This is a genomic window from Corallococcus sp. AB038B (genome assembly GCF_003668955.1).
GTDB classification, from domain to species: Bacteria; Myxococcota; Myxococcia; order Myxococcales; family Myxococcaceae; genus Corallococcus; species Corallococcus exiguus.
Genome location: NZ_RAWO01000001.1, coordinates 24,350 through 41,642, shown reverse-complemented (window position 1 = coordinate 41,642; position 17,293 = coordinate 24,350). Strand labels below are relative to the sequence as shown.

The 17,293-nt window shown below is 69.8% G+C and carries 14 protein-coding genes; 5 read left to right on the top strand and 9 right to left on the bottom strand.

All coding sequences use genetic code 11. The features are described from left to right. Positions 1-6: 6 nt before the first annotated feature. The gene (locus tag D7Y04_RS00205; protein ID WP_158627433.1) at positions 7-2,136 is read right to left on the bottom strand and encodes an SEL1-like repeat protein; all 2,130 of its coding nucleotides are present in this window, start codon (positions 2,134-2,136) and stop codon (positions 7-9) included. 92 nt (positions 2,137-2,228) lie between these two features. Between D7Y04_RS00205 and D7Y04_RS00200 the strand changes: the two genes are divergently transcribed. Further along, positions 2,229-3,086 carry an SDR family NAD(P)-dependent oxidoreductase gene (locus tag D7Y04_RS00200; RefSeq protein ID WP_233601193.1) on the top strand — a complete coding sequence of 286 codons (858 nt, stop codon included), beginning with the start codon at positions 2,229-2,231 and terminating at the stop codon, positions 3,084-3,086. Here the strand turns inward: D7Y04_RS00200 and D7Y04_RS00195 are convergent. Both D7Y04_RS00195 and D7Y04_RS00190 read right to left on the bottom strand, forming a co-directional pair. Further along, complete coding sequence (locus D7Y04_RS00195; RefSeq protein WP_172817130.1) at positions 3,076-3,939, bottom strand: methyltransferase domain-containing protein; 864 nt, start codon at positions 3,937-3,939, stop codon at positions 3,076-3,078. The genes D7Y04_RS00200 and D7Y04_RS00195 overlap by 11 nt on opposite strands. 7 nt (positions 3,940-3,946) lie before the next feature. Next, the gene (locus D7Y04_RS00190; protein WP_121757956.1) at positions 3,947-7,495 is read right to left on the bottom strand and encodes a serine/threonine-protein kinase; all 3,549 of its coding nucleotides are present in this window, start codon (positions 7,493-7,495) and stop codon (positions 3,947-3,949) included. Between the two features lie 191 nt (positions 7,496-7,686). On the opposite strand from D7Y04_RS00190, the gene gor reads away from it, so the two are divergent. Beyond that, positions 7,687-9,117, top strand: coding sequence for a glutathione-disulfide reductase (gene gor / locus D7Y04_RS00185; RefSeq protein WP_121757955.1), 1,431 nt, complete (start codon positions 7,687-7,689; stop codon positions 9,115-9,117). Here the strand turns inward: gor and D7Y04_RS00180 are convergent, their stop codons facing one another. From D7Y04_RS00180 to D7Y04_RS00150, 6 genes are all read right to left on the bottom strand, one after another. After that, positions 9,118-9,588 (bottom strand): NUDIX hydrolase, encoded by a 471-nt coding sequence (locus D7Y04_RS00180; RefSeq protein ID WP_120594332.1) that lies wholly within the window; start codon positions 9,586-9,588, stop codon positions 9,118-9,120. A 54-nt stretch (positions 9,589-9,642) separates the two neighbouring features. Further along, the gene (locus tag D7Y04_RS00175) at positions 9,643-10,113 is read right to left on the bottom strand and encodes an NUDIX hydrolase (RefSeq protein ID WP_120594344.1); all 471 of its coding nucleotides are present in this window, start codon (positions 10,111-10,113) and stop codon (positions 9,643-9,645) included. Then, positions 10,110-11,510 carry a DUF2380 domain-containing protein gene (locus D7Y04_RS00170; protein WP_121757954.1) on the bottom strand — a complete coding sequence of 467 codons (1,401 nt, stop codon included), beginning with the start codon at positions 11,508-11,510 and terminating at the stop codon, positions 10,110-10,112. Before D7Y04_RS00170 ends, D7Y04_RS00175 begins: the two co-directional genes overlap by 4 nt. A 373-nt stretch (positions 11,511-11,883) precedes the next feature. Beyond that, on the bottom strand, positions 11,884-13,209 hold the full coding sequence (locus tag D7Y04_RS00160; RefSeq protein WP_121757952.1) for a hypothetical protein: 1,326 nt from the start codon (positions 13,207-13,209) through the stop codon (positions 11,884-11,886). A 47-nt stretch (positions 13,210-13,256) separates the two neighbouring features. After that, entirely contained in the window at positions 13,257-14,495 is a 1,239-nt protein-coding gene (locus tag D7Y04_RS00155; protein ID WP_158620574.1) for an RNA polymerase sigma factor, read from the bottom strand. A 4-nt stretch (positions 14,496-14,499) separates the two neighbouring features. Next, on the bottom strand, positions 14,500-14,850 hold the full coding sequence (locus D7Y04_RS00150) for a YciI family protein (RefSeq protein WP_120574657.1): 351 nt from the start codon (positions 14,848-14,850) through the stop codon (positions 14,500-14,502). A gap of 224 nt (positions 14,851-15,074) precedes the next feature. On the opposite strand from D7Y04_RS00150, the gene D7Y04_RS00145 reads away from it, so the two are divergent. From D7Y04_RS00145 to D7Y04_RS00135, 3 genes are all read left to right on the top strand, one after another. Further along, positions 15,075-16,265, top strand: coding sequence for a phosphatidylserine/phosphatidylglycerophosphate/cardiolipin synthase family protein (locus tag D7Y04_RS00145; RefSeq protein ID WP_233601191.1), 1,191 nt, complete (start codon positions 15,075-15,077; stop codon positions 16,263-16,265). A 113-nt stretch (positions 16,266-16,378) separates the two neighbouring features. After that, positions 16,379-17,035, top strand: a complete 657-nt coding sequence (locus D7Y04_RS00140) for an NAD(P)-binding oxidoreductase (RefSeq protein WP_120600182.1) — start codon at positions 16,379-16,381, stop codon at positions 17,033-17,035. Positions 17,036-17,084: 49 nt separating this feature from the next. Beyond that, entirely contained in the window at positions 17,085-17,285 is a 201-nt protein-coding gene (locus D7Y04_RS00135; RefSeq protein ID WP_121757950.1) for a hypothetical protein, read from the top strand. The last annotated feature ends 8 nt before the right edge of the window (positions 17,286-17,293 follow it).

Here is a 17,293-nt window from a genome sequence, read left to right as displayed (position 1 = left end):
GAGCGCTCACTTCCGGCACGCGATCACGTGCCAGGACTCCGGCCTGTAGAGGCAGGCCCGCGCCCGGGCCTCCTTTACCTGCGGCGCATCCGGCCCCAGGTGGCGGTACTCCCGAAGGAGCTTCTCGAGCAGCTCGCACGCGGCCCCGGACTTCATGGCACAGGCCTGCTCCGAGCGCGCGAAAGCGGCTTCCAGGTCGCGGGGAACACCCGCGACCTTCTCACTGGAGCGCTCCGCCAGCTGCAAGCAAGCGTCGCTGCTGCCACCGGCGCACCCCTTCTCCGCCACCCGGAGCTCCTCCTCGAGGTTGCGCTCGACCCGGGCGAACCGGCTGCCTGTGCTGGCCCGCTGGTACTGAAGCGTCAGGTCCGCGCAGGCATCCGGGTCGCCCGCGTCGCAGTCCGTCCGCAGGTGGCGCACCCGCAGGTCGTCCTTCGGCACCGGCTGGCCCAGCGCCTCGCAGGCATCCCTCATGCGCGCCTTGCAGCCCTGGGCCTGGATGCCAGGGATGCTGCGTTGCGCGTCCGCCCTCAACGCCTCCGGTCCCGAAGCGGCGATCTTCCGCGTCATGGAGAGGAACAGCACGCAGCTGTTGGCGTCCTCCTGTTTGAAGCATCCGTCACGCCAGGCCTGGATGCCCTTCCCCAGGTTCGAGTACGGGCGGGTGGTGTTGGTCAGGACAACGCCCAGCAGGTTGCACGCATCGCCGCCGTCGCGCGCTTCGCATCCCGTCTCCAGGAAGACGAGGCCCTCGAGTGGAGACGGCGGGATCTTCAGGGCCGCATTCCCGGAGGACAGCACGCCCCAGAGCTCTACGCAGGCGGAGGCCGTACGCTTCAAGCATGCCTCCTCCAGCAGCTGCATTCCCTTCTTCGCGTCCACCTGGAACCCGGCGCTCCCCTCCAACAGCACCATCCCGAGCCGGGCGCACGCATCCCCCTCGCCCTTTCCTTCCTGGCACTCCTCCTTCCAGCGGTCGACGGACGCGCGCGGCGCGGGCTTCGCGTCCGCCGTGGGCTTCGCGCTTGCGGCGACCTTGCTCGCATCCAGTTGGAGCGACTCCAGCACGGACTGCTTCGGCTTCTGCGGAGCGACCTTCGCCGGGTCCAGCTGGAGCGACGCCAGCACGGACTGCTTCGGCCCTTCGGTCTTCGCGCCGTCCGCCGTGAGCCCCAGCATGCGCCGCACGTCGCCACAGGCCTCCGGCACCTCGTGGTCGCACGCGCGCTGGTAGAACATCGTCGCGCGGCCGGGGTTCACCGCCACGCCCGCGCCCTTCTCGTACGCGGTGCCCATCATGTGGCACGCCATGCCCAGGCCCACGCCGGTGCCCAGCTCACACATGGCGCGGACCCCATCCAGCTTCGCGCCCTCCTCCGGCGTGGTGACGGGCGTCGGCTCCGGCTTCGCCGCCACCGCCGCGCTCGCGGGCGTGCACGCCTCCTTCTCCCCCATGCCGCACGCCATACGGAAGTAGCTGGACGCGAGCCGCGCGTCCTTGCGCGTGCGTACGCCCTGGTCGAACTCGCGCGCCACCGTGAGACAGGCGACCCCGAGGTTCCGGTTGCACGCCTGCACCAGCATCCCCATGCCCGCCGCCACGTCCTGCGTGACGCCGAAGCCGCCCATCAGCTTCAGCACGCCCAGGTTGTTGCACGACAGCCCGTCATCTCCCGCGCAGCCACGCTCGTAGAAGCGCACCGCCTGCGCGAGGTCCTTCGCCACGCCCCGGCCCTCGCCGTACAGCAGCGCCAGGTGTCCGCAGCCCTCCGGCAGGTCCTGCTCACAGCCTCGCGCGTACAGCCGCGCCGCCTCGGCCTCGTCCTTCGCGACGCCCCGGCCCTCCTCCTTCAGCACGCCCAGCGCCACGCACGCACGCCGCTCGTCGCCGTTGCAGCTCAGCTCGTAGAGCGCCGCCGCGCGCGCCTCGTCCTTCGCGACGCCCTCGCCCACGCGGAGGCGTTCGGCCTGCTCGAAGCACGCTTGCGCGGTCCTCCCACCACAGGTGCGCTGGTACAGCGTGGAGAGCTGTTCGGCTTCCGACGTCGTTTCGTCCGAGGAGCCATGGGCACAAGCCGCGAACAGTGCGAGGGCTGGCATCGTCAGCCACGCGAAGAGGAATTTCACTGAGGGCATGGGTGGATCTTTCCACTCCATTCCCCTTTCCGTCGAGGACCCCTGCCGTCTCCCGAGCCCCACCTCGCGTGGCTTCCTATGATGGGAGCACCATGCACGAGCCCCCTGTCCCAGGCGGATCTCCTCCAGCCGCATCGGAGGGTGCTCCCCCGGCGTGGGCGCTCATCCTGGGTGCCTCTTCCGGCTCGGGCGCGGCCATCGCGGAGGCCGTCGCGCGCAAGCCGGGGCTGAACGTCTTCGGCGTGCACCGGGGCCGCTACCCGGACACCGCGCGCGAACTGGAGACGCGCGTGCGCGACCTGGGCCGGGACGTGCACCTGCGGCAGGCGGATGCCTCCACGCCCGAAGCCGCCGAGGCCGGCGCGGACGAACTGCTCCACCGCACGGGCCCCCGCAGCGTGAAGCTGTTCGTGCACGCCATCGCCGGTGCGTCCGTGGGGCATTTCCTCTCCGAGGGCCCGGACCGGCTCCACCCGCGCCGCATCCAGCGCACGTTCGACTGCATGGCGCACTCGTTCGTGTACTGGACGCAGGCCCTGGTGCAACGCGACCTGCTGGCCCCGGACGCGCGCCTCCTGGGCCTTCAGAACCCGCTGGACGAGACGCACCTGGGCAACACCGGCCTCATCAGCGCCGCCAAGGCCTCACTGGAGATGTACGTGCGCCACCTGGCCATGGAGCTGGGCCCCAAGGGCCACCGCGTCAACCTGCTCAAGTTCGGCACGGTGATGACGCCCGCGCTGCGCCACGTCTACTCGCCGGAGGCGCTGGCCCGGCTGGAAGCGCGCCACGCGGCCATGAACCCCGCGGGGCGCATGGGCACGCTGGACGAGGTGGCCCGCTTCGTCACCGTGCTCGTGGGCGACGACGCCGGGTGGTTCAACGGCGCCACCATCGACTTCACGGGCGGCATGACGCTGAAGCTGCTGGACCTGGTGCTCAACCCGTGACGGCCGGAACGCGGAACGTGAGGCAGTAGTAGAACGGTGACACCTGTTCCTCGATGACGTCTTCGGCGTTCCGCGGCAGCAGCGCGCGAGGGCTCTTCGCGTCGCGCGTGTAGAACGTGAGCGCGCGGAAGGCGGCGCGTTGGAACAGCGACGGACGGAAGGCCGCGTCCAGCTGCTCGTCCACCACCACCAGCGGCGTGCCGGGCCGAGCCACGCGCGCCATCTCCCGCAGCGCCACCGCGGGCTGGCGATAGCTCCCAATCCCTCCGACGTGGAAGACGCGGTCGAACAGGCCGTCCTTGAACGGGAGCGCGTGCGCGTCCGCCACCAGCAGCCGCGTGTCCTTCACGCCCCGGCCCTTGCTCAGCCGCTTCTCGCACTGCGCCAGCATGCCGGTGCTCAGGTCCAGGCCCCACACCTCCACGGGCAGGCCCGGCGGCATCGCGCCGCGGATGCGAGGCAGGTTCGCGCCCGCGCCCACGCCCACCTCCAGCACGCGCACGGGCTGTCCGTCATCGCGCGGCTTCAGCGCGCCCAACTCCAACCTGCGCATGTATCCGTCGCGCATCCGCGACTCGGAGACGGACTGGAACAGCGGCGTCAGCACCGCCGTCAGCGGGTCGTGCAGCGCGGGGAGCCCGTCGTAGACATGGCGCATCAGGCGGTCCGTGCCCTGCACGCGGTCCTCGCGGTACAGCCGGGCGAGCCCGTCCGCCACCTCCCACGTCTCGCCGCAGCTACCGCAGAGAAGACGTCCCTCGTCCAGCCGGTCGTCCTCGCTCTGCCCGTGCCACACCATCTGGCCCCGGCAATCCGGGCATGCCAGCAACGCCACGTCCCTCAGCCACATCATCGCTTCGTCACCCTGCCGTCCCTTGTTCGGCCAGGGTCCGCGACAGGTCCTCGCGCGCCCCCAGCCGGGTGAAATCCTCCGCCGCGCGCCGCAGCAACTCCGCGCGCTCCGCGTCGTCCGCGGGCAGGTGCCGCGCCCACTCCAGCCGAGCACGCGCTGCCTCGTAGGGCATGCCCCGCGCGTCCGACTCCGCGATGCAGCGCTTCCACGCGCGGAAGGCCTTGCGGTGCTTGCCCGCGAGCCATGCCTCACAGCCGCGCCACAGCCACGCGGAGGGCTCGCCGAAGGGGAACACCCGAGCAAATCGCTCGACCTCCTGGAGCGCGGACCGCGCGCTGTGCGTGAGCGCCTGCAAGCCGGGCCCGGGCGTCTCGCGCGCCAGGAGGGTGAGCAGCACCTCCGCCACCGCCGTCGCGCCGAAGTAGACGAAGTGCGCCACCGGCTTGCCCGCGGACAGCCGCACCAGCGCCTTCTCCGCCGCCGCGCGAGCACCCGCCGTGTCGCCCTCGCGCAGGCACAAGAGCGCCAGCGTGCCGTCCACGATGATGCGGTCGGTGGCGCCGCCATGCGCCTCCGTCCATGCGAGCGCCGGCTCCAGCGCCACGCGGGCCCGAGCGTGTTCGCCCAGCCGCAACAGCATGTGCGCGCGATAGTGCTGGGCCCAGTGCTGCGTCTGCGCCGAGCCTCGGCGCACCGCGGACGCCTCCAGCCAGTCCATCAGCGGCAGGCCCCGCGCGAACTGGCCCCGATACATGGCGGACACGGTGAGCAGCGCGCGGCACTCCTCCGCCAGCCGCAGGTCCCCCACCGAGTCCACGATGGCCGTCGCCCGAGCGAGCCACGTCTCCACGTCCTGCCAGCGCGCCTGGTACACCGCGCACACCGCGTTGCGGTTGAGCACGTAGGCCAGGTCCGCCGGGCGGCCCACGCTTTCGGCCACCTCCTGCGCCCGCTTCACCCACGCGTCCGCCACGCGGTGCACCGGCACCGTGCCCGCCACCACCGCCATCACCGTGTAGCCGCGCGCCAGCTCCGGCGTGGGCCCCGCGGGCTCGCACAGGTTGAGCATGCGCAGGCCGCTCCAGAGCACCGGCAGCGCTTCCTGCGCGTAGATGAACGCGTCGGTGAGCCGCATCAGCAGCCGGCCCGCCACCCGCCGCGACTCCCGGCGCCGCCTGGAATCATCCACGTACGCATCCGGCCGGGCACTCTGCGCCAGCCGAGACAGCGCCTGTGTCAGCGTGCCCAGCACCCACGCCACGCGCGACGAGGGCACACGCCAGCCGAAGTGCGCGAGCGCTGACTCCGCGTGCACGCGGAAGGCCTCCAGGTCTCCCAGTTGGAAGCGCGCCTCCGCGAGCAGCGCCTCCACGCGGCCCTGCTCCAGCGGCGTGGCCTGGGGCGCGACCGCCAGCGCCCGCGAGAGCAGCGGCACCGCTTCCCGGCACGCCCCCACCGCCAGCGCCTCCTCGCCCGCGATCCGCGCGTAGTGCGATTCGCGGGCCGCGTCCCCGGCCTGCCCCCAGTGGTACGACAGCGCGGCGGAGTAGCCCGTGGGGTGGGCCGCCTCCAGCGCCTGGGCCGCGCGGCGGTGGAGCGCGGGGCGGAGCGTCGAGGACAGGTCCTCCAGCAATCGTTCGCGCAGCTTGTCGTGAGCGAAGCGCCAGCGGCCGTCGGCCACGTCCAGCACCGCCGCCGCCGCGCAGTCGGTGAGCCACGCCTCCACGTCCACGCCGGGCGCGGCCCGCTCCAGCACCGCCAGGTCCAGCTCCCGGCCCAGCAGCGCCGCCACGTCCAGCAGCTCCCGCGCCTCCCGAGGCACCTTCTCCAACCGGCGCTGCACCAGCGCGCGCATGCCGCCCGCCCATACGCGCTGGGGCAGCGCGACGGCGCCCAGCCGGTCCAGGCCCCCCGCGTCCTCCGCGAGCGCGCGCACCACCTCCACCAGCAGGAACGGATTGCCCTCCGACTCGCGGCGCAACAGCGACACCACGTCGGGCCGGCGGCCGATGGCGCCGAGCATGGACTCTCCCAGCTGGGCAATCTCCTCCGCGTTCAGCCGTTGCAGCCGCAGCACGTGAGTGCCGGGCAGGTGCTCCGGAAGCTGCGGGGACTCGTCGTCGCGGAAGCTCACGAGCAACAGCAGCGGCAGCCCCGGCGCCCTCGCCGCGAGCTGCGCGAGGAGCTGGAGCGATTCGGCGTGCGCCTGATGCAGGTCCTCCAGGATGACCACGGTGGGCTGCGACAGGCGGGCGAAGAGGTCCTCCACCGTCTGGTGCAGACGCAGCTGCGCCATGTCCGCGTCCAGCTCCGGCGCGGCGGGCACCTCGCGGCCCAGCAGCGCGTCCAGGTCCGGCACCAGCGGCCGGAGCACGCGCGCCTCGCGGTCGGAGAGCTCCGTGAGCATGGGCAGCCAGCGAAGCACCGCGCGCCACTCCTGGTAGGGCACGCCGCCGGTGTCCACCGCCTGGCCGCGCAGCACCATCGCGCCGCGCACCAGCGCCAGCGAGCGCACCTCCTCCAGGAGGCGCGACTTGCCCACGCCGCTCTCGCCGCCGATGAGCCACGCACCGCCCTGGCCCGCGAGCGCCGCGTCGAGCACGTCCGTCAGGTGCTCGCGCTCCGCCACGCGGCCCACGAAGCGCGCGGACTGGAGGAAGCTCTCGCGCGTGGCGGCGGACTCGGCGGGCCGGGGCTGGCCCACGGCGTCGCTCAGCGCGGTGATGACGGCCTCCGCGTCGCGCGGACGGCGGTGGGCCTCCGGCGCCACCAGCTGCTCCAGCAGGGCCTTGAGCGCGGGCGGGAAGCCCGGCGTGGCGAACACCTGGCCCGCGTGGGGCAGCCGGCCGAAGAACATCTGGCACGCCATGGCGCCGAAGCCGAACAGGTCGGTCAGCTCGGAAGGGGGCTGGTCCTCGAAGAGCTCCGGGGCCAGGTAGCCGGGTGTGCCCGCGGGCTGCGCGCGGCGGCCCTGCTGGTCGCGGCCCACGGCCAGGCCGAAGTCCAGCACCTTCACCTGGCCGCGCACCACCAGCACGTTCCCGGGCTTCAGGTCGCGGTGGATGATGCCGCGCCGGTGCAGGTACGCGAGCGCCTGGAGCGTCTGGATGAGCAGCCCCACCTGCGTCGCGAGGGGCGCGTCCGTGCCGGCCTCCACCAGCGTGCGCGCGTCCTCCAGCAGGTCCATGGCCAGGTAGGGGCGGCCCTCGGCGTCGAAGCCGTAGTCCAGCACGCGGATGACGTGCGGGTGGCGCAGCGACACCAGCGTCTGGAACTCATGGGCCAGGGACAGGGCCATGCCCTGCGTGGCGAAGGCGGAAGGGGTGCCCCGGCCGGGCCGCCGCGCCAGGTCCGCCACCGTCTTGTGCAGCCGCTTGAGGGCCACCGGCCCGGACAGTCCGTCCTGCGCGCGCCACACGGTGCCCGCGCCGCCGCGCCCCAGCAGGTCGAGGATGCGGTACCGACGCCCCACGACTTCCGGATCCATGCCCGGAGACGTGTCGATGTCCGGGGCATCCGCCCGGGAGGAGGTCTGACAGGAGGGGGGGTGAGACATGAGGGGGAGCCGCCCTACGTACGGATGAGGATATCCCCCCTTCTCGTGCGGGAGGGGGATTGAATGCGTCCGGGGCAGCCGAAGCAGTAGGCGCTTCGGACCCTGGGGAGCAGCCCGGCGGGCAGGGCCCGGCAGGGCTCCTTCCCTCTAGGGAGTGGAAACACCATTTCTTGATGCAGGGAGGACACCGGATGGCGGGCTACGACTTCGACTTGTTCACATTGGGCGCGGGGTCGGGCGGCGTGGCGGCCAGCCGGCGAGCGGGGGCCTCCGGGGCGAAGGTGGCCATCTGCGAGGAGGGGCGCGTGGGCGGCACGTGCGTGCTGCGAGGGTGCGTGCCCAAGAAGCTGCTCGTGTACGCGGCGCACTACCGCTACGACATGGAGGACGCGGCCGGCTACGGCTGGGCGGTGAACAGCCCCGCGCTGGACTGGAAGAAGCTCCAGACGGTGAAGGCGAAGGAGCTGGACCGGCTGACGGGCATCTACGGGCGGCTGCTGCGCGACGCGGGCGTGACGCTGGTGGAGGGCCGGGGCCGGGTGGTGGACGCGCACACGGTGGAGGTCGCGGGCAAGCGCTACACGGCGGAGCGCATCCTGGTGGCCACGGGCGGGCGGCCCTACCTGCCGGAGGTGACGGGCATCGAGCACGCGCTCACATCCGAGCAGGCGCTGGAGTTGCCCACGCTGCCGCGCCGTGTGGCGGTGGTGGGAGGCGGCTATATCGGAGTGGAGTTCGCGGGCATCTTCGCGGCGCTGGGCGCGAAGGTGACGATGCTGATTCGCGGCGACACGGTGCTGCGAGGCTTCGACAACGACATCCGAGCGGCGCTGACGCAGGAGATGCGCAAGAAGGGCGTGGACATCCGCCCGGAGACGTTCGTCCAGGACATCGAGAAGCGCGAGGACGGCACGCTCAGCCTGCTGACGCGCATGGGGGACACGCTGGAGGTGGACGCGGTGCTGTACTCCACCGGCCGCATCCCCAACACGCAGGGCCTGGGCCTGGAGGAGGCGGGCGTGAAGCTGAATGAGCGCGGCGCGGTGGTAGTGGACGCGCAGTCGCGCTCATCGGTGGAGAGCATCTACGCGGTGGGGGACGTGACGGACCGGCTCAACCTCACGCCAGTGGCCATCGCGGAGGGCCGAGCGATGGTGGAGACGCTGTACCGGAACAACCCGGTGACGATGGACCACGAGAACGTCCCGTCCGCGGTCTTCAGCCAGCCACCCGTGGGCACGGTGGGGCTCACGGAGCGCGAAGCGATGGAGCGCCACGGCAAGGTGGACGTCTACGTCTCCAGCTTCCGGCCCATGAAGCACACGCTGACGGGCCGGGATGAGCGGTCGATGATGAAGGTGGTGGTGGAGCGAGGCACGGAGCGCGTGCTGGGCTTCCACATGGTGGGAGCGGACGCGCCGGAGATCATCCAGGGGCTCGCGGTGGCGCTGAAGTGCGGCGTAACGAAGAAGCAGCTCGACGCCACGGTGGGCATCCACCCCACGGCGGCGGAGGAGTTCGTCACGCTGCGGGACAAGCGCCCGGATCCGTCGGAGAGCGCCACGTTGCTGGAGCTGGGGCGGGAGGTGGTGGCCACGCCTCCGGGGGACACTCGTAAGTAGTCACGCCTCTTCGTCGGGGAGGAGCATGCGGAGCAGCTCGTCGTCAGGGCCCAGGGGACGCCAGCCGGGAGGCGGAGGATTGGCGAGAAGCGCGTCTCCCGCATGCCTCACGCGCTCCTCATGGGTTGTCGGGGTAAAGCCGGACCACAAGCCAAGTGCCTTGGCGACCTTGAAACGGTTGGCGTCATCCAGCACCGCCGGCCAGCCGTCGGGCAGACTCCGCCACAGCTCGCGCACGAGTTGCCCGCGCACCAGACGTGTAAGCCGATGACTGCGCTCTGCTTCGGCTACCAGTCCGCTGAATACCTGCGCTCCGGCAATGTCGTCCTTGCCAAGCTCATCAGCCAGCTCAACCAACGAGGCGGTAGGGCGCGCCTCAGCAAAGGCGGTGAGCGAATCGTAACCACGCTCGCGGACCCGCTCGTACAAGCGGACTCGCCAATTGCCCTGCCATGAGCGTCCGTCGGTCATCGCTTAGCTCTCCAAAACACTTCGCTCGCCAGATCGAAAATTCGCGGCTTCCGATCAGGCTTCCTCGTCAGGCATGAGCGTCCGGAGGAGTTCGTCGTCTGGATCAAGTGGACGCCAGCCAGATGGGGGCGGATTCGCGCGCAGAGCCGCCCGGGCCTGTCTGACCCGTTCCTTGTGGGAATCAGGGGTATCGGCAGACCAGCATCCGAGCGCCTTGGCGACCTGGAAACGAATCTCGTCGTCCATGACAGCCGGCCAGCCATTGGGGAGGCTCTCGGATAGCTCCCTCACGAGCACGTCACGCACAAAACGTGTGACCTGCTTGCGCTGCTCCGCCTCGGCATGCAATCCGCCCAACACCTGCACCCCAGCGATGTCATCCTTCCCAAGTTCCTCGGCAAGTTGATTCAGCGGAACGGCAGGACGCGCCTCAGCGAAGGCGGTCAGCGAGCTGTAACCGCGTTCGCGAACACGCTCATAAAGACGGGCCTTCCAGTTGCCCTCCCATGAACGTCCGTCAGTCATCGCGATCCCCAAGGAATGAACCTCATTGGGATGTCGTAACGCTTCATGCGAGTCGCGACAATGTTCAGGACCTCATTCCGCGTCAGCATACGTCCGACTTCCATTTCAGCCTCACGCAATGCCTCCATGATCATCCTGTTCCACTCGCCGGGCCACATGCGCCCCCGCTTCCAGTCACCACCGCCGTGAATCGCCTCATGGTGGGCCCGCTCCATCCGCACACAGAACTGGTCAATATCCATGTCGCCCTTGAAACCGCGCCGTTCGAACCACTCGCGGTGCTCCTGCGGCAGGACATGGTGCTTCGGAGCGTCGGACATGCCCGCCCCTGCTCTGCCGGTTTCGTGCATGGCACGAACCTCGGGGCTGTCACCCAGCGCTTCACGCACGCCCTTGGGCAGGTCCCGAGGCGCTTGCGCCATCAGCACCTGTCCACCGTGGATGAGGACGGCGGAGCTGACAGCAGGAACGGAGATGACGCCCGCCCTCACGAGCCTCCGCATCATCTCCACCCACTCGGCGGAGACCACCAGCCGCGAGCCCGTCATCACTCCTCCCGAGCTCATCACGAAGCCCACGCTCAGCGACGCAGGCGCTGAGGGAGGCAACCGCGGCAGCGACACCTTCAGCGTGGAAATCATGGCGACCATCTCCACCGCCCGCACCGCCGCGAGGACCTGCCCACCGAGCTTCATGCTCGCGCGAGCCTCCCGATGAATCGCGTCGAATTCACGGGTCAGCTTTCCCATCAACTCGGGCATCGCAACCGCCGCCGCCTCCACCCGCTCCAGGTCCTGGGAGGCGAGGTCCGCCAGCACGGGCTCCATCAGCTCCTGCACACGATGCAGGTCGACAAAGAGCTTCTCGACACTGCACGTCGGACAACTCTGGAGCACCGCATCCGCGAGGTGGAGGAAGTCCACCCAGGTGGCCAGCAGCAGGGTGCCGAACATGGCCGCCTGGAGCTTCGGCCCTGTCATGCGAAGGAGCCCCTGCTCCATGTCCGAGTCCCCCACATCCGAAGCCACGCGTGTCAGCGCGGTGGCACTCCCGAGCGCACCCTTCATCCACTTCACCTGACTGGAGCCATGGTCGAGGTAGCGGGTGAAGACGCCGTTGAGGCTCCATCCCATGAGAGGCGGAGGGCGGTCCGCCAGCTTGGAGAGCGCGGCTTCAACGCCGTCCAGGGAGCCCTTCACTTCGGCAATGCCCGCGAGGACTGCATCACGCGTCAATGCATCACTGTCACGTATGCCCTGGCTGCGCAGCGACCGTTGCTCCGGTCCAGAGAAGATAGATGTTCCACTCGGCGCGTAGCTCAAGTTCCGCGGATGCGGCGAGGAGGCACATCCCGTAGCCAGCAGCACTACGACCAGCATCAGCAACATCATTCGCATACGCGCCTCCCAGGAATGCCCTAGCGAGGGCAGCAAAGGATACGCGTCTGACGCTCAGCCCTCGTCGGCCCACTTCGGAAGGCCACAGCGCAGGCACTTCCGTGTGAACGAGTTCCTATAGGGCCCGTCGATAAAGAACCGCTCTCGACAGCGGGGACATCGGAACAGGATTGCCCGAATCGATGAAACCACGGTGAACAGCATCGACCCCAGCACGAAGGCCAACAGGATTCGACTCCCCCCTGGACGCCCATGCAGGGCCTGCCCCACGACAGGGACGAGCGGAAAGAGCAAGAACCCCACGAGCACCCGCCGGCCCCGCCGCCGCAGGTCCTTCCACTGTTCCCGGTAACTGGAGGCCATGGCAGCCCCTTTAGTCCGTCTCGCCCAACTCGAAAGCCGATGTGCCCGTGTGGTGCTTGCGCTTCGTGAGCTGGTGCTCGTCACGAAGCTGGTTCTCGTAGAAGGGCAGGTGCTCCGCCGTGCGGACCTTGCGCAGCGCGCGGATGGTCTCGTGCTCCGTGGTGTTGCTGTAGCCGTGCTTCGCGTGCACGTTCGTGTACGGCTGGGGCTGCAACACCATCCGCGTGGGGTAGCGGTTCTGCAGGATGTGGATGAGCTCGTGCCCGTATACGACGAACGCCGGCGCGGGGATGGGGTGCTGGTCGCGGGAGTAGTTGCGCTGCGTGCTGTCACGCAGTCCCGAGCGCAGGCTGAGCTGTGAGCCGCGTCCCCCGGTGGGGCGCTTGCCCGCGAGCCCCGGCGCGGGTTCGCTCAGCAGGTAATCCTCGCCGTGGCCGTCCTCGTCGTACCAGCCGATCTCCACCTCCATCGCGCCCATGCGCGGGCTCAGCGCATCACGTGCCTCGGCCAGCTCGGCGTAGGGCTGGGACGTCGACGCCAGGCGGCTGCGCAGTTCGCCCCACGGCTCATTGCCTCGCCGCGAGGACTCCTCGATGCGGGACAGCTCCTGGGTCATCCCTTCGTATTCGGCCTCCAGGCGCTTGAGCTCATCGGAGGTCGCCTGCAGCCGCTGCTTGTTGACCACCACCTTCTGCCGGAAGTTGGAGGAGGGCGTGAAGGCCTGGGTCAACACCAGCGTCACCGGCCACTCCGGATCCGCCTCCGTGTCCCTGAGGATCCACCGCATCAACTCCCGGCCATGCGAACGGGACAGCAACCGGGCGTGGATGGCGCGCACCTCGCGGTTGCCGCGCGCGAACTGCGAGCCCGTGGGCAGCTTCACCGCGCCCGTGCCGTTGCGCAGCGCATTCCAGTCCGCGTCCAGCTGATTCAACGCGGCGGTCCCCAGCGTCCCGCGGTCCGGTGTGTAGAGCTTCAGATTGTTCACGTGGACGTAGTCCACCATCTCGATGTGCGCTTCCTGGATCTCCACCAGGAGCTGCATCAACAGCAGCCGCGACGCCGTGGAATGCGCGAGCCGCTCCTGCTCCACGTCGCAGAGCCGGTACAGCAGATGCTCCGCCGTATCGAGCGCCTTCAGCTTCGCGTCCACCCACGTCTGCTTGCCCGTCAAGAAGTACGAGGCCTTGCCCCAACCACTCCAGTCCGCATGGAACGCATCGAGCGCGGCGCAGAACGGCCGGATGAAATCATCCAGTCGCGACACGAGGGGCAGCAGGTGACGGGGATCCATCCCCAGATCCGACTTGAAGTCCGCCGACGTGCTCAACGCCATGTCCGCTCCCGGTGTCTCGACGGAGCGGAACGGTAGCACGCGGTTCCCTACTCGCAGGCTCGGGCCCGGGAGAGCAGGTACTCACGTTGCGGCGGCGTCCGCGCCAGCGCCGCGGCCTGACGGAAGCAATCCGCAGCCCTCCCCCGCGCCCCTACCTGTTCCAGCAGCATGCCCTCCACGGCGAAGCGGTACGGATACCGCCGCAGCACGGCCTCCGAGCGCAACGGCCCCAACGCCTCCAGCGCCTCGTCCGGCCCGCGCACGCGAGACAGCGCCACCACGCGTCCCAGCGCGACGATGGGCGACGGCTTGAGGCCAAGCAGCGCGTCGTACAACCGCAGCAACCGGGCGCTGTCCTCTGGCCCCGGAGTGGCCGTCTTTGCATGCACGAGGGCGATCTCCGCCTCCAGGTGCAGCGGCGTCAGCACCGTCCCCATGGAAGCGCGCAGGTGCCAGAGCCCTCGAGACATCAAGAGAGGCGAAGACTCCGTCCCGGTTCGCGCCTCCTGCGGCACGAATGCGCCCCGCGCATCCACGCGGCCCGGAAGCCCCGCGGTGCGGAAGCAGAACAGCGCCGCCAGTGCATGACCCTCCGGCGTCGCGGTCCCCGCGTGCGACAGCAACGCCTCCGCCAGGCGCAGCGCCTCCAAGCACAGCTCCGCGCGAGACAGGTCGTGGCCCTCGGAGGCTTCGTAACCTTCGTTGAAGAGCAGGTAGAGCGCGGCGTGCACCGCGCCCAGCCGCTCCGGTAGCGCCTCGGGAGAAGGCACCTCCAACGTGGCTCGACAGGCGCGCAGTGTCCGCTTCGCGCGCACCAACCGCTGCGCCACGGTGGGCTCGTCCGCGAGCAGCGCGGCGGCGACCTCGCGCACGGAGAAGCCACACGCCACCTTCAGCGTGAGCGTCACCTGCATCTCGCGGGAGAGCGCCGGATGACAGCACGCGAACAGCAACCGCAGTGCATCATCCGGAAGCTCCGCCGCGAAGCGCGTGGGCTCCTCCGTCGGCGTGGCCTCCTCCACGGATTCCGAGTCCTCCGGCACCTCCGGCGCGCGCTGCCGCAAGAGGTCCGTCAGCCGGTTCAGCGCCACGCGCAGCAGCCACGCGCGAGGCTGCTCCGGAATCCCGTGGAAGCCCCACGTCCGTGCCGCCTGGAGCATGGCGAACTGCACCGAGTCCTCCGCCAGGTCCAACCGCCCCAGCCCCACGCGCCGGGCCAGGGCCGCGACGAGCCCTGCGGACCACTCGCGGAACGCCAGCTCCAGCGCCTGCGTCACGGAGGACACGCCGTCAGACCTCTTCGATGGCGCGAAGCTCGACTTCACCGCCGTAGCGCAGGTGCGGACACGTCCGGGCCAGGGCCACGGCGGCGTCATACGAATCCGCGGACAGGATGAAGAGACCGCCCACCACGTCCTTCACCTCCGCGTACGGCCCGTCCGACACGAGCAACTGTCCGCCCTGCTGCTTCAGGCGCCGGCCGCCCTCGTCGCGCAGCTTCTCGCCCTGGAGCAGGCGCCCCTCCTGGAGCAGCCCGTCACTCCACCGGGCGTACTCCTCCACGATGGCCTGCAGCTCGGCGGGAGACATGGCGGCGAAGTGGGCGGGGTTCTCGTGCAGCAGCATCAGGTAGCGGGCCATGGGATGGACCTTTCGGGAGACAGTTGGGGGTTTCGCCGAAAAAGACGGCCCACGTCGCCGGAGATCGACATGCCTACCTCACCACCCTGTGCGCACACACACACCGTGGACAGAGAACACTCGTCTCGTGCTCACGGGTGACACGTCACCCTGGGGTGCCTACCCCTGATGGTCAGGAGGCGCGGGCAACGGGCGTGGGCAAGGGCGGGCGATGGTTGGGGGGAATGATGGGGGCGTTGCTGCTCGCGGGATGTCCGTCCGCGTGCAACACGAAGGAGTCGTCACGTCCATTCCAGCTCACGGGGCAGGTGGGGTCGCGTGGGGCGGGCTTCGCATCGGCGCTGTACCAGACGACGGGCGTGCGGATGGAACCGCGCAACCGCATCCGGTGGGCGAACAACGGCGCCGTATTCGACGTGATGGTGGAAGAAATCGGCCGGGCCCGCGCCTCCATTCATATCGTGATGTTCATCTGGCGGCCGGGCCGTGCGTCCGACCGCATGATTGAAGCACTGGCCGAGCGTGCCCGAGCGGGCGTGCACTGCCGCGTGCTGGTGGATCCGCTGGGCAGCGGACCCTTCGAGACGGAGGTGAAGCCTCGGCTGGAAGCAGCCGGCTGCGAAGCGCACCTGTTCCGCCCGCTGCCGGCGGACGAGAACCTGGCGCGCAACCACCGCAAGATTCTCGTGGTGGACGGCAAGGTGGCCGTCACCGGCGGGCTCGCCATCCAGGACGAGTGGCTGGGCGACGCGCGCAACGAAAAGGAATGGCGCGACACCAACGTGCGGGTCCAGGGCCCGGTGGTGGCGCAGCTCCAGCAGGCCTTCGCGGAGAACTGGCAGGAGTCGACGGGCGAGTTCTTGCCCCAGACGGACTTCCCCACGCTGTCGGTGGATCAGCCCGGCCTGGACGCCGCGGGTGAAGGTTGGGCGGCCTTCGTCAGCAGCACGGCGAACCCGGAGGTGACGCGCGCGGAGCGGCTGACGCAGCTGATGGTGAAGGCGGCGAAGAAGCGGCTGTGGATTTCGCAGGCGTACTTCACGCCCAACGACGCGCTGACGGCATTGCTGGTGGAGAAGGCACGCGCGGGCGTGGACGTGCGGGTGCTGGCGCCGGGGGACAAGAATGATCAGCGGGCCATCACGCTGCTCCAGCGCCAGAGCTACGACACGCTGCGGGCAGCGGGCGTGCGCCTCTGGGAGTACCAGCCGTCGATGATGCACGCGAAGACGATGCTGGTGGATGACCGGCTCATCCTGGTGGGGTCCATCAACTACGACGCGCTGTCGTTCAATCTGCTGGAAGAAGGTTCCCTGGTACTGGAGGACGTGGAGGCGGCACGTCAGCTGGAAGCCATCTTCCTGGACGACCTGACGAAGGCGCGGGAGGTCCAGGCCGAGCGCGCCGGACGCTGAGAGGCTGGCTGTCCGCTTTCACGCGTGCCCCCTGGAAACAGTGGGCAAGGGGCGGGCCGTGTGCTCAAGAAGCGCTCCAGGGGCCGCGAGGGTCGCGGCCGGGAGGCATCGCCATGAGCAGCGCAGCTCCTCGTCATCTCTTCGTCGCGGGCGCCACGGGCGCGACGGGCCGCACGCTGATGCGGCAGGCCCTGGCCCAGGGCGTCTCCGTGACGCCGCACGTGCGCCCCAAGAGCGCGAACACGGAGCCCGCGAACCACTGGCCGAAGAAGGCGGTGCTGGAGCTGGCGGACGGGCCCGCGCTGGCGGAGGCGATGAAGGGCAGCACCACGGTGCTCCAGCTCATCGGCACGATGCGCAAGCGCTTCGCGGCCGGAGACACCTACGAGTCGAGCGACATCGGCACCACGCGGCAGCTGGTGGACGCGGCGAAGGCAGCGGGGGTGGACCACTTCGTGTTGCTCACGTCGGTGGGAGCGGGAAGCCCGGTGGGCGCGTACCTCAAGGCCAAGGCGGAAGCGGAGCGCATCGTCCGCGAGAGCGGCATCCCCTACACGATGGTGCGGCCCCCCGCGCTGGAGGGCGAATACCACGCGCCACCCGGCATCCTGCACGCACTGGGCAAGCTGCCGCTGCTGCACCACCTGAAGCCCATGCACCTGGATCAACTGGCCGCCGTGCTCCTGCGCATCTCGGAGCGACGGGCACCGCTCGACACGGCACTCGAAGGCAAGCGCCTGTGGGCGGAGGTCGAGGCGGTAGGCCGGTAGCTGTCAGACCCTTCAGGTAGGAAGGTTCCTCCGCGACTGAGGAGGAACCATGGAAGCCGTTACTGTTGAAGAGGTCTTTGAACAGGCATTGAAGTTGCCCCCCGTGGAACGGGCCTGGCTTGCGTACAAGCTGCTGCTCAACACGGACGGCATGGACGCCTCGCAGTACGTCTTCGATGACTCCATGAGCCTCGACGACGTACTGCGAAAAATCGAGGAGCACTTGAGACGTACTCGAGAGCAGCGCTAGGCCCGCGC

Coding starts and splice junctions, on each gene's coding strand:
- D7Y04_RS00135 (WP_121757950.1), top strand. CDS start 17,085: ATGGAAGCCGTTACTGTTGAAGAGGTCTTTGAACAGGCATTGAAGTTG.
- D7Y04_RS00170 (WP_121757954.1), bottom strand. CDS start 11,510: ATGCGAATGATGTTGCTGATGCTGGTCGTAGTGCTGCTGGCTACGGGA.
- D7Y04_RS00145 (WP_233601191.1), top strand. CDS start 15,075: ATGATGGGGGCGTTGCTGCTCGCGGGATGTCCGTCCGCGTGCAACACG.
- D7Y04_RS00180 (WP_120594332.1), bottom strand. CDS start 9,588: ATGACCGACGGACGCTCATGGCAGGGCAATTGGCGAGTCCGCTTGTAC.
- D7Y04_RS00140 (WP_120600182.1), top strand. CDS start 16,379: ATGAGCAGCGCAGCTCCTCGTCATCTCTTCGTCGCGGGCGCCACGGGC.
- D7Y04_RS00150 (WP_120574657.1), bottom strand. CDS start 14,850: ATGGCCCGCTACCTGATGCTGCTGCACGAGAACCCCGCCCACTTCGCC.
- D7Y04_RS00175 (WP_120594344.1), bottom strand. CDS start 10,113: ATGACTGACGGACGTTCATGGGAGGGCAACTGGAAGGCCCGTCTTTAT.
- D7Y04_RS00160 (WP_121757952.1), bottom strand. CDS start 13,209: ATGGCGTTGAGCACGTCGGCGGACTTCAAGTCGGATCTGGGGATGGAT.
- D7Y04_RS00205 (WP_158627433.1), bottom strand. CDS start 2,136: ATGCCCTCAGTGAAATTCCTCTTCGCGTGGCTGACGATGCCAGCCCTC.
- gor (WP_121757955.1), top strand. CDS start 7,687: ATGGCGGGCTACGACTTCGACTTGTTCACATTGGGCGCGGGGTCGGGC.
- D7Y04_RS00195 (WP_172817130.1), bottom strand. CDS start 3,939: ATGATGTGGCTGAGGGACGTGGCGTTGCTGGCATGCCCGGATTGCCGG.
- D7Y04_RS00190 (WP_121757956.1), bottom strand. CDS start 7,495: ATGTCTCACCCCCCCTCCTGTCAGACCTCCTCCCGGGCGGATGCCCCG.
- D7Y04_RS00200 (WP_233601193.1), top strand. CDS start 2,229: ATGCACGAGCCCCCTGTCCCAGGCGGATCTCCTCCAGCCGCATCGGAG.